This window comes from Chitinophaga sp. Ak27 (assembly GCF_012726295.1).
In the GTDB taxonomy this organism is placed as follows: Bacteria; Bacteroidota; Bacteroidia; order Chitinophagales; family Chitinophagaceae; genus Chitinophaga.
On the sequence record NZ_JABAOB010000003.1, the window covers coordinates 51,152 to 63,653 of the forward strand.

Sequence of the window (12,502 nt, forward strand, 5' to 3'; positions counted from 1 at the left end):
TGGAGAATGATTAAAGCGAATTTTAAATATTCGCTAAGTTCTTCTCCACAATAGCTTTTTGCTTTATGCTTTACACTTTCCGCTTTACGCAGTATATTTTTTGAATACAACGATGGCATTGTGTCCACCAAAACCAAAGGTATTGCTCATGGCAATGTTAACGGTACGTTGCTGTGCCTTCCCGAGGGTGAGGTTCAGATTGGTAGGGATACCTTCGCCAAGTACAGTTGTGTTGATAGTAGGAGGAACGATGTCTTCCTGGGTTGCCTTGATACAGGCGATGGCTTCAATAGCGCCGGCAGCTCCCAACAGGTGGCCTGTCATGGATTTGGTAGCGCTGATATTGAGTTTTGGCGCATGTTCGCCGAAGGCAGTTACAATGGCTTTCAGTTCACTGAGGTCGCCTACGGGTGTGGAGGTGGTGTGAGAGTTTACATAATCCACATCTGCGGTAGTGATACCAGCATCTTCCAGGGCTTGTTCCATGCCGAGGCGCGCACCTAGTCCTTCCGGGTGAGTAGCGGTGAGGTGATAGGCATCGCAGGTCATAGCGCCGCCAATCATTTCGCCGTAGATGGTAGCACCTCTGGCAATGGCGTGTTCGTATTCTTCCAGTATGATAGCGCCTGCGCCTTCACCCATTACAAAACCATCACGTTCTGTATCGAATGGACGGGAAGCGTGTTCCGGGTCCTGGTTGCGGGTCGACAAGGCTTTGAGGGCATTGAAGCCGGCAATACCGGCACGGGTAACAGGAGCTTCAGAGCCTCCGGTTACAATAGCTTTGGCTTTACCGAGGCGGATATAGTTAAAAGCGTCTACCAGTGCGCTGGTAGAAGAAGCACAAGCCGATACGGTACAGAAGTTAATACCCATGAAACCATATTTCATGGCAATCTGGCCTGCAGCAATGTCGCAGATTAATTTAGGGATAAAGAACGGGTTGAATTTAGGAACAAAGTTGTCTTTGGTGAATTCAACGATCTGTTCTTCGAACGTGAGCATACCGCCGTTACCGGAGGCCCAGATCACCCCGACCTGGGTTTTGTCGATACCCTCTTTGTCCAGCCCTGCATCCGCTACTGCTTCTTGTGCAGCCGCCATCGCGTACTGAGTGAAGCAATCCATTTTGCGGGCTTCCTTCTTTTCCATATATTTTTCCACATCAAAGTTCTTCACCTCACAGGCAAACTTGGTTTTAAACTCCGTGGTATCAAACTTAGTGATGGGGCCGGCGCCACTTACGCCCGCCTTCATGTTGCTCCAAAAAGTATTTACATCATTCCCGATAGGTGTTAATGCTCCCAAGCCGGTAACCACAACCCTTTTCAGTGTAACAGTACGCATATTTTTTACTTTAATAAAAAAAGTTAGAGCGCAAATTTAGTTACTTATTGTTATGAATAAGCATATTCATTAAGATAATATAATATAACTTTTCTGTTTTTATGACCAAATGCAGTGTGGGTGCGGATTTATAGGCCATATAAGACATGTTCTGACCCTTTTCTTACAAATTTTAAGGCATTTTTTGTCAAAAAAAAGCCTACTGCAAGAGAATTGTCAGCAGAAAAATTCCCGATAATGGAATTACGCAGCGGCAACAGCAGCAGCTGGTTCCGATACAGCGGCCATTTTACGGGTGCGTTGTTTCAGGAAGGAAATTACTTCTGCATCCGTTTGGAAGCGGCCTCCGATATTCACAAAATGTTTAGCCAGCAGGTCATAACGTTTTCCCATCAGGTATACCCAAACATGGAGGAAGTGTATGCTGTCGAAAACAATGGCATCGTTGCTGATATATTCGTCGAGGGTTTGTGTGAAGTAAACGGGGTGCTCTGTCCAGTGCATACTGGGTTTCACATGGTGACTGATATGATAGCCATCATTCCAGCATTTGTGGTTGTATTTGGTATTGATGCAGGTAATGCTGTTTTTGTAAGAATTGTCCGGCTCATCGGCATCAATGAAGGCATGTTGAGCCCAGTTACCCACCATCATGATGATACGGGAAATGATAAAGGGTAATATAAATACCACGAAGGTAGCAGGAAAATTGACGAAGGACAGTCCCACGCAGGCAAGGATAAAAAATACTTCTCCTCTTACCAGCTTCACCATCAGCTTATTTCTCTTTTTACGGATATGATAACGGGCGGTGTCGTAAACGCCGAAGGTAACAAAGTGGAATAGGTATAGCAGGAATCCCCGGAAGGAGTCGCGCTGGTAAATCATGGTACAGCTGTCATCATCCGGCATATTGTTTTCCGGGTGGTGCATACCGATGTGGTGGGCATAATATGATTCGGGCGTTTGGCCAAACAGGGGGCCTATGAACCAGGGAAGGTAGTTATTCCAGAACTGGTATTTTTTTTCAAAGAAAGCCCGGTGGCTGGTGCAGTGGAGCATAAGGCCAAAAGGTCCTTTGAAGGTGATATTATTTAAAAACTGGTAGGCAATGGCAGCCCCCCACCAGAGCCAGTTGTTGAGGCCTGGTACATACAGGAGGATGGCCAGTGGCCACAGGGTAAAGGTAATTTTCATCGTCAGGTACACGAATGGGAGGTCACGCTCATCCCTGATCCAACCTAAGAAAAGACGATCAAGTGCACTGTAATGGTCCGGCTTTACGTAAACGGGATCAGTAAGTTGAGAAAGATGCTTCATACGCGCTGATATATTTTACTACAGTTGTAACTGTGCTGGCAAAACGGAGCCGGTGAATTATAATAACGTGCCCCTGCGATATATATTTCACATAGGTTGGCTGAAAGATAGCCATTTTTGTGCTATACTGGTAGTAATTACGGTTAATTTTGTAATTTCCATGCGAATATGTATCTGTCAGGGGCGTGAAACGCCTGATAACGTAGGTTTTAGAGAGTGCTAGCGATAGTCCGGTAATCACGTTAAAATACAGCCAAAACCAACCACTATACATGAAGAGATTGACCCTTAAAGATGTCGCGAAATTGGCCGGGGTAGCGCCTTCCACTGTTTCATTCGTGTTGAATGGAAAGGGAAAACAAATGCGTATACGGGATGAGGTAGCCGCCAGGATTATGCAGGTGGCCGAAAAATCGGGTTATGAGCCCCACCGGATGGCCGTAAACCTTCGCACGGGGCAGTCCAAAACATTGGGATTGATCGTGGAAAGTATTTCCGGCAGCTTCTTCGCCAGCCTGGCTAAAACCATTGAAACGGAGGCAGAGCGCAGGGGCTATAATGTAGTGTATTGCAGTACAGAAAATAATGCCCAGAAGGGCGGTGAACTGATACGCATGCTGGGCAGACAAATGGTAGATGGTTATCTGATTACTCCTGCTCCCGGTATGGAAAAGGAAATACAGCAACTGGTGAACCAGCATAAGCCATTGGTACTGATGGACAGCTATTTCCCGTCTATCAAAACACCCTATGTGCTGATCAACAATTTTGACGGCGTACAGCAGGGAATGAAACACCTCATTGGCAGGGGGCTGACAAAAATAGCCTTCGTGATGGTAGATGTAAAGCTGATACAAATAGAAGAGCGCCTGCGGGGTTATGTTACTGCCCTGAAAGACCATAAAATTCCTGTGAAGAAGAAATATATCCTCCAATTGCAGTACCACCGGCAGCGGGAAGATTCGCTCCGGGAGTTGCAAGACTTCCTGGAGTCCAACCCTGAGTTGGATGCCATCTTCTTTTCTACCAACTACCTGGGTATCCTGGGACTGGAAGTGATTGCCCGTATGGGGCTAAAGATGCCGGAAGACCTGGCGGTAGTCTGCTTCGATGACCACGATATTTTTCGTTTATACCCTCCTGGTATTTCGGTGATAGAGCAGCCGATAGAAGGTATTGCCAAAACAGCCATCGATTTATTGATGCATCAGCTGGATAAAAACAATGGCCCAATGAAGAAGCAGGCCATAGAGCTGCCGGGTAAGTTTATATTAAGAGGATCGGCCTGAGTGCCGGGTAGCCGCCAAAAAAACCGGTAAATACTTGCAATTGCTGGAAAAATATTTATACTTTTAGTATCGGCTTTTGAAAAGTAAGGGAAAAGGATTCTAATGAATCTTTTTTTTCTAAACCTGTGCTAAATCGATTTTTCAAATGAAGAAATAAGGCAACAAAGCAGTAAAAGAGAATGTTATTTTTCTTGTAAACGTTGTTGCGTGGTGTTTTTAGAAGAAAACAAATAATTGTTATAATACATAATCATCATCGTAATCATGAAAAAAGTTGGACTGTTAGCAGCTGCTTTATTATGCCTGCATGGCGCCTATAGCCAAACGGTGAATAAAGTGACTGAGCCTGCAGACTGGGTAAACACCCTGATGGGCACCGATTCCAAGGTAAGCCTGTCGAATGGTAATACCTATCCTGCCATTGCCCTTCCCTGGGGGATGAATTTCTGGATGCCTCAAACCAATACCATGGGTAATGGCTGGGCGTACCAATATACTGCTGATAAAATCAGGGGCTTCAAGCAAACACACCAACCCTCCCCATGGATTAATGATTATGGACAGTTTGCCATCATGCCGGTAACCGGTTCCGTGAAGTTTGATCAGAACAAACGCGCCAGCTGGTTTTCCCATAAGTCAGAAGTAGCTCGTCCTTATTATTATAGTGTATACCTGGCCGACCCCGATGTAACCACGGAAATTACGCCTACGGAAAGAGCTGCCCAGCTGCGGTTTACCTTTCCAACTACCGACAGCGCCTTCATCGTGGTGGATGCCATGGACCATGGTTCCTATATTAAAATAATACCGGAACAGCAGAAAATCATTGGATATACCACCAAAAACAGTGGCGGTGTACCTTCCAATTTCAAAAACTACTTTGTTATCACTTTTGATAAACCTTTCACGGTTAGCAACACCTGGCACGACTCCGTACTGGTTAAAGGCCAGCTGGAGCTGAAAGCCGATCATACCGGGGCCGTAGTAGGTTTTAAAACAAAGAGAGGCGAAAAAGTAGGTATTAAAACCGCTTCGTCCTTTATCAGCTTTGAACAGGCGGAATTAAACCTGCAGCGTGAAATTGGCGGCGATAGCTTTGACGCCACCTGCAAGAAGGCGAAAGATACCTGGAACAAAGAACTCGGCCGCCTGGCAGTGGAAGGCGGTACTACTGAGCAGGTAAGCACCTTCTATTCTTCCCTGTACCGTACCATGTTGTTCCCCCGCAAATTCTACGAAATCAACGCAAAAAATGAAGTGGTACATTACAGTCCCTTCAATGGCCAGGTATTGCCAGGCTATATGTTTACCGACAATGGTTTCTGGGATACTTTCCGGGCCGTACACCCTTTCTTTACCCTGATGTACCCTACACTCAGCGCACACATTATGGAAGGCTTATCCAATGCCTATACAGAAAGTGGCTGGTTGCCCGAATGGGCCAGCCCCGGACACCGCGACTGTATGGTGGGGTCCAACTCTGCTTCACTCATAGCAGATGCTTACCTGAAAGGCATACGCGGATATGATATCAATAACCTGTACCAGGCAATATTAAAAAACTCTGAAAACGAGGGCCCGATGAGCTCTGTAGGCCGCCTCGGTGTGAAATACTACAACAGCCTGGGATATGTTCCATATGATGTAGGCGTAAATGAAAATGCTGCCCGCACACTGGAATATGCATATGATGACTTTACCATTTTCCAACTGGCAAAAGCGCTGAATCGCCCTAAGGAAGAAATTGAGCGCTTTGAAAAACGTTCGCAGAACTACCGCAACCTCTTCGATCCCGAAACAAAACTGATGCGGGGCAAAAATAAAGATGGCAAATTCCAGACACCATTCAATCCATTCAAATGGGGCGACGCCTTTACGGAAGGGAACAGCTGGCACTATACCTGGTCTGTATTCCATGATGTAAAGGGCTTATCTGACCTGATGGGTGGCAAAGACATGTTTACCCGCATGCTGGACTCTGTGTTTAACATGCCTCCCGTATTCGACGAAAGCTACTATGGTACTGTTATCCATGAAATACGTGAAATGCAGATCATGAATATGGGCCAGTATGCACATGGCAACCAGCCTATCCAACACATGATCTACCTGTATAACTATGCAGGACAGCCCTGGAAAACACAGTACTGGGTTAGGCAGGTAATGAGCCGCCTGTATAAAGCTACCCCGGATGGATATTGCGGAGATGAAGATAATGGTCAAACCAGCGCCTGGTACGTATTTTCAGCCATGGGATTCTACCCGGTTTGTCCAGGCACCCAACAGTATGTACTGGGTACGCCACTGTTCTCTAAACTTACTATGACTTTGGAAGATGGTAAGAAAATGGTGATCAACGCGCCAGGAAACAGTGAGAAAAACCTGTATGTACAAAGTGCTGCTTTAAATGGCAAGCCTTATTCCAACAACTGGATCAGCCACCAGGACCTGCAGAAGGGCGGTACCCTGGAGTTTAAGATGGGCGCTGCCCCGCAGAAAACAAGAGGCACCTCATCTGCGGCGTTCCCCTACTCTTATTCAACAGCGAACAAATAAACACTAAATGGATATATAAACGATTTTCATTGTTCACTGAAATATTTCGTCCCGATTCTTCGGGAAGTATCTCTTTAGCTGTCAGGTGTTAGTTTTTAGCTTTTAATCCATAAAAAATAAAAGGCAAAGGCGAACATCTGGCAGCTAAAAATTTTTAAAACCACTGCTATGCGAAAATTATTATTACCCTTATTCCTCGTTACTGCTGTTGCCGTACAAGCACAGGAAAACGTGATACAATATGTAAAGCCGATTACCGGCACACAAAGAATGGGACATACCTATCCCGGCGCTACCGTGCCCTTCGGAATGGTACAACTCAGTCCCGATACAGATACCATTCCTTACGAAATGAATGGAAAGTATAACCCCGATGTATACAAGTACTGCGCGGGTTACCAGTATGAAGACAAAACCATTGTTGGGTTTAGTCATACGCATTTCAGCGGAACAGGACATTCCGACCTCGGCGATTTCCTGATTATGCCTACTACTGGCGCCCTGCAGTTAAATCCGGGTACCGCCGACCATCCTGAAAGTGGCTACCGCTCTGCCTATTCCCATAGTACGGAAGTAGCTGAACCCGCCTACTATAAGGTAAAGCTGGAAGACGATAATATCCTCGCGGAACTGACTGCCAGCAACCGCGTGGGATTTCATCAGTATACTTTTCCGGGTTCCGGCCAGGCACATATCATCCTGGATATGATGCATGGTATTTACAACTACGACAACAAAAACGTGTGGACATTTATCCGCGTGGAAAATGATACGCTGGTAACGGGCTTCCGGCAAACTAACGGTTGGGCACGTACGAGAATAGAATACTTTGCCATGGTGTTTTCCAAGCCCATTGCACAATATGGACACGCCAACTATGCCAAAGACGTGTATAAAGGTTTCTGGAGAAAGTTTGATCAGACAAAGAATTTCCCCGAAATGGCCGGAAAGCAAATCCGCGCTTATTTCGATTTTAACACTACTCCCGGTGAGAAAATCAAAATAAAATTTGCCCTCTCTCCGGTGAGTACGGAAGGCGCCCTGAAAAACCTTCAGGCAGAAATACCCGGATGGGACTTTGACCAGGTAAAGCGCAATGGACAGGCATTATGGACAAAAGAGCTAAATAAGATACATATTGAATCCGGCAGCCGGGAAGAAAAGGAAAACTTCTATACGGCCATGTATCATGCCTTCATCAATCCTACTACTTATATGGACGTGGATGGCGCCTACCGCGGACTGGATATGAGCATTCATAACGCCGGTGGGCATACGAACTATACTACATTTTCCTTATGGGATACTTATCGTGCCCTGCATCCCTTGTTTAACATGATCCAGCCGGGCCGCAACGCCGATATGGTACAATCCATGCTGCATCATTATGAACAGAGCGCGCAGCATATGTTACCCATATGGGCGCATTATGCCAATGAAAACTGGTGTATGATTGGTTATCACAGTGTATCGGTGATTGCCGATGCCATCATGAAAGGAAATGCTCCGTTTGACGTGAATAAAGCCCTGGATGCCTGTGTTACCACTGCCCGTCACCGCAGTTATGATGGCCTCGGATATTATATCGACCGGGGTTATATCCCGGAAGATAAAAATGGTTCTTCCGTATCTAAAACACTGGAATATGCCTATGATGACTGGTGCATTGCGCAGGTAGCCAAAAAGCTCAACAGGATGGATATTTATGATGAATTCATGAAGCGCTCCCAGAACTATAGGAATGTGTATGATGGCAATACGGGCTTTATGCGTCCCCGTTTGGATGATGGCAGTTTCAAAGCTAATTTTGATGCCCTGCAAACGCACGACCAGGGCTTTATTGAAGGTAATGCCTGGAATTATAGCTTGTATGTGCCGCACAACCCGGACGATATGATCAGGATGATGGGCGGCAAGCGGCAGTTTACCGCACACCTGGATTCATTATTTACCATGGAGCTGCCCGATAAATTTTTTGCAGAAACGGAAGATATCACCCGCGATGGTATCATCGGTAACTATGTGCATGGCAACGAGCCTTCCCATCACGTAGCTTACCTGTATAACTGGACTGGCTACCCCTGGAAGACGCAGGAGCGTGTACGCATGATCCTGAAGAAGATGTATCATCCTGGTCCTGATGGCCTGGGTGGTAATGACGACTGCGGACAAATGAGCGCCTGGTATATTTTTACCACACTGGGCTTCTACCCGGTTTGTCCCGGATCTGACCAGTATTCGCTGGGCAGCCCGGCTATTGATAAAGCCACCTTGCAATTGGAAAATGGGAAGACTTTTACCATAGATGTGAAAAACCAGGGCGATAAAAATGTGTATGTACAAAAAGTGCTGTTGAATGGTACGCCATTGAACCGTTTGTATATAACACACGCCGATATCATGAATGGAGGGACGCTTACTTTTTATATGAGTAACAAACCTAAAAAGTAGTGATCAATCTATAGTGTAGCAGCCGTCTCTATTCGGTAGAGATGGCTTTTTTAGCTTTTGGGGAGGAGTAAAAAAAAGCGGCCGTTTTAGGAAACGGCCGCTTTTTTTTAAAAAAGGAATGTTACTAAGTATGCAACGTAAATGAAACGATGCCCAGCTGTACTTTTTGTGCTGGGTCAGTGGCTTTAAACCGGAAATACAGGTTATGGTTTTTACCATCTGTTACCGGTGTAAAGTTGAAGTTCACTTTGTTGGCTGTTTTAGGCTGGGCGCCTGGTCCAATGGTTACTTCTCCCAAACGGGTACCGTTGGCATCGTCCAGGAATGCTTCCACTACATAGCCTTGTTGTGGTGTTTCCTGTACCATGTAGGCGAGTTCAATGCCGTTTACGTCCGTAAGATCCAGTTTATTATAGCTTACCCAACCCGCTGCAGTAGCAGGGATGAGGAACTTCATACTATTTACTGAGAATACAGATACGCCATCGGCTTTGCTGTAATCAGCAGCTGCCAGCACGGGGCTGATCAGCTCCAGTTGCGCTGTGCCTGTAATGGGCTTGATGCCTGGTCCGCCTTTATCGGTGTAGCTGGCAAGCAGGTATAATACACCGTCGTCTTTTACTTCAGCACCCATTGTTGGGTTAATGTTGCCGCTAACTGGCAGGGAGGCCGCTTTGGGAGCGCCGCCACCAACAGAGTAAATATATTCTACCAGCTGTTTGGCTTCACCTACAGACAGGCCTGGGTGAGCTGACATGGCGGTTTCTCCCCATACGCCGCCGCCGCCGCTGATGATTTTCTTCGCCAGCATTTCCGGTGCTGCAGGATCGACTTTGTACTTTTCGGTGATCTGTTTAAAAGACGGCCCGATTGATTTTTCATCGGGTTTGTGACAGGTCTTACAATCAGATACTTCCATGATGTTTTTACCTGCAATAGCACCGGTAACAATCTGGTGCCCCTGCGGTGAGGCTGCTTTATCGCGGCCCTGTATGTAGTCGGCCTTCACGAAAATATTATTGACATCGAGCTTACCATCAGCAGAAGTACCATCTTCTTTATCGCTCACGTTAACGGTATAATGTACCTGCTTACCGGGGAAGTAGAACATTTTATTACCGGTGATATCAATCTTTACATCAGGCGTTTCATTACCTGCATAAAGGTCGATAGACTTACTCTTGGTTTTAGCGCCTTTATCATCAGACACTTCCACGTACACGGGGTATTCGCCGGCTGCTGTGTAAGTAAATTCAACAGAAGGCTCAGTGGTTTCTTTTTTGGTACCATTACCAAAATACCAGAGATAGGTGAGCTTATCACCATCGGGATCTACAGATCCATCGGCAGTTAATTTTACCTTAAAGGGCAGTCCGCCGGTAAGGCGATCTACATGGATTTCTGCTTTGGGTGCACGGTTGCCGCCATTGTAGTCAATGCGCGACAGGCCTGCATCTGCATTTTTACTGAACCATCCGTTGCCGTATTCCAGGATATACAAACGGCCATCAGGCCCCATTTCCATATCAATAGGGGCATTGAGTTTGGTATGCGGCATGAACTTTTCCATTTTGGAGAAGTTGCCGTTTTTATCCATGGTAACAGCCATAATCCAGCCACGGATCCAGTCGTAGATAAACAGTTTGTCGTTATAATAATCCGGGAAGCGGGTTTCTTTCGGATAAAACTCGCTGTAATAAACCGGTCCTGCTTCCGCATTACGGCCACCGCTACCAACAATCGGGAATTCATCTGATTTACCATAAGGGTACCAGATAAACGCAGGTGTTGCAGGCGGCAGTTCTCTTAAGCCGGTGTTGTTACGGGAATCGTTGATCGGTTTTGCCGGATCGAAATAGGGGCCACTTTCGCCGGTTTCGTAATTGTATTTGCGGTAAGGCTTATTGTTGGCAATAAACATGGGGTAACCGAAGAAGCCAGGCTTCTTTGCCTGGTTTATTTCGTCGTACCCTCGTGGTCCCCGCGTAGAGTCATCGTTGTTGGCGTCTGGCCCTACTTCTCCCCAATACACATATCCTGTTTTCCGGTCTACCGTCATCCTGTAAGGATTACGGGTACCCATGGCATAAATTTCAGGACGGGTATTTTTGGTGCCTTTCGGGTACAGGTTACCATCCGGGATGGTATAGGAGCCATCTGCTTCCACTTTGATACGCAGGATTTTCCCCCGCAGATCGTTGGTGTTGGCAGAACCGCGCATATCATCATATTGCAGGTGACCGGGACGATCATCGGTAGGACCATAGCCTTTGCTCACATATTTCTGTCCGGGTTCATCAAATGGCGTAGTATTATCGCCGGTAGATACGTACAGGAGTCCGCCGGGGCCAAATGCAATAGAACCGCCGGTATGGCAGCAGATATCGCGCTGGGAATAAAACTGGAGGATTACCTTTTCTGATGACATATCCAGTTTGTTATTTTCAAATTTGAAACGTGACAAACGGTTTACGGAGGTATCTATCGGGGAGTACATCGCGTAGATGTAGTGATTGTTTTTGAAGTCGGGATCTGCGGCGAGACCGATGAAGCCTTCTTCTGCATTTACTCTTGGTACATCGGTGTGATGATATACTTTCAGTAAGCCTACCTGTGACAATTTTTTCTCTGCATTATTATACAGCATCAGTTCACCGCGGCGTTGAGCCACGAGGATGTCGAGGTTAGGGAGTATAGCCATTTCCGTTGGTTCGAAGAATTCGCCGGATACCAGTACATTTTTGGTGAAGCGGTCTTCAGATGGTACGCGCAGTGTTTTAGCCTGGCTGTAGTCGAGCACCAGGTTTTTGCCAATAGCATATTTAATACCGCCAGCCAGGTGTTTGAGGAACAGGCTGTCGGTGTAGGATTCTTCCGTATGACCGAGACCGGTGTAGAATGCGCGGCCGCCGTCAAAATCGTGGTACCAGCTGATGGGGTGATTATTGCCCATTTTACCGCCTTCATAAGATTTCTCATCTAATTTCAGCAGTACGGTGGTAGTGGTATCTACATCTTTGTAGTTATACCATTCATCGGTATGTTCCCATTTTTCGGGAAGCCCTTCTGTAGCAGGGAATGATTTTTCAACAACGTCAACTATAGCTTTATGTACGCCCGGAGGGTGGTTTTGGAACCATGCGCCGGCGAGGTGGTTATACCAGCCCCATTCATATTCAGTGTCTGCTGCAGCGTGAACGCCTACATAGCCGCCACCTGCCTGGATATATCTTTCGAAATCGGCTTCCTGGTAGTTGTTAAGGACGTCGCCAGTAGTATTGAGGAAGATAACGGCTGCATATTGTTGCAGGGTGTCTTCATTGAATTTATCGGCATTTTCGGTGGTGTCTACCTCGAACCCGTTGGCGGCGCCTAATTTCTGGATGGCTGCGATGCCGGCAGGAATAGAGGTGTGGCGGAAGCCCATGGTTTTAGTAAACACCAGTACTTTCGGTTTCCCGGAGCGTGTTTTTTTACAGGCTGCCAGGCCTGCTGTTACAAGGGCTAACAGCAGGAAAACTTTGATTGCATGTTTCATC

Annotated in this window: 6 protein-coding genes; 3 read left to right on the plus strand and 3 right to left on the minus strand. The window is 46.5% G+C overall.

The window, feature by feature from the left end; genetic code table 11:
- Window positions 1-84 precede the first annotated feature (84 nt).
- Together fabF and HGH90_RS11665 are read right to left on the minus strand one after the other, a co-directional pair.
- A complete protein-coding gene (gene fabF / locus HGH90_RS11660; RefSeq protein WP_168766773.1) occupies window positions 85-1,347 on the minus strand; it encodes a beta-ketoacyl-ACP synthase II in 1,263 nt (420 codons plus the stop codon).
- A 243-nt stretch (window positions 1,348-1,590) separates the two neighbouring features.
- On the minus strand, window positions 1,591-2,667 hold the full coding sequence (locus HGH90_RS11665; RefSeq protein WP_169191170.1) for a fatty acid desaturase family protein: 1,077 nt from the start codon (window positions 2,665-2,667) through the stop codon (window positions 1,591-1,593).
- A 272-nt stretch (window positions 2,668-2,939) separates the two neighbouring features.
- Between HGH90_RS11665 and HGH90_RS11670 the strand changes: the two genes are divergently transcribed.
- From HGH90_RS11670 to HGH90_RS11680, 3 genes are all read left to right on the plus strand, one after another.
- On the plus strand, window positions 2,940-3,956 hold the full coding sequence (locus HGH90_RS11670) for a LacI family DNA-binding transcriptional regulator (protein WP_168766775.1): 1,017 nt from the start codon (window positions 2,940-2,942) through the stop codon (window positions 3,954-3,956).
- Between the two features lie 264 nt (window positions 3,957-4,220).
- Window positions 4,221-6,512, plus strand: coding sequence for a GH92 family glycosyl hydrolase (locus HGH90_RS11675; RefSeq protein WP_168766776.1), 2,292 nt, complete (start codon window positions 4,221-4,223; stop codon window positions 6,510-6,512).
- A gap of 168 nt (window positions 6,513-6,680) precedes the next feature.
- Entirely contained in the window at window positions 6,681-8,963 is a 2,283-nt protein-coding gene (locus HGH90_RS11680) for a GH92 family glycosyl hydrolase (RefSeq protein ID WP_169191171.1), read from the plus strand.
- A gap of 124 nt (window positions 8,964-9,087) precedes the next feature.
- Here the strand turns inward: HGH90_RS11680 and HGH90_RS11685 are convergent, their stop codons facing one another.
- Window positions 9,088-12,501, minus strand: coding sequence for a ThuA domain-containing protein (locus HGH90_RS11685; RefSeq protein WP_169191172.1), 3,414 nt, complete (start codon window positions 12,499-12,501; stop codon window positions 9,088-9,090).
- Window position 12,502 lies beyond the last annotated feature (1 nt).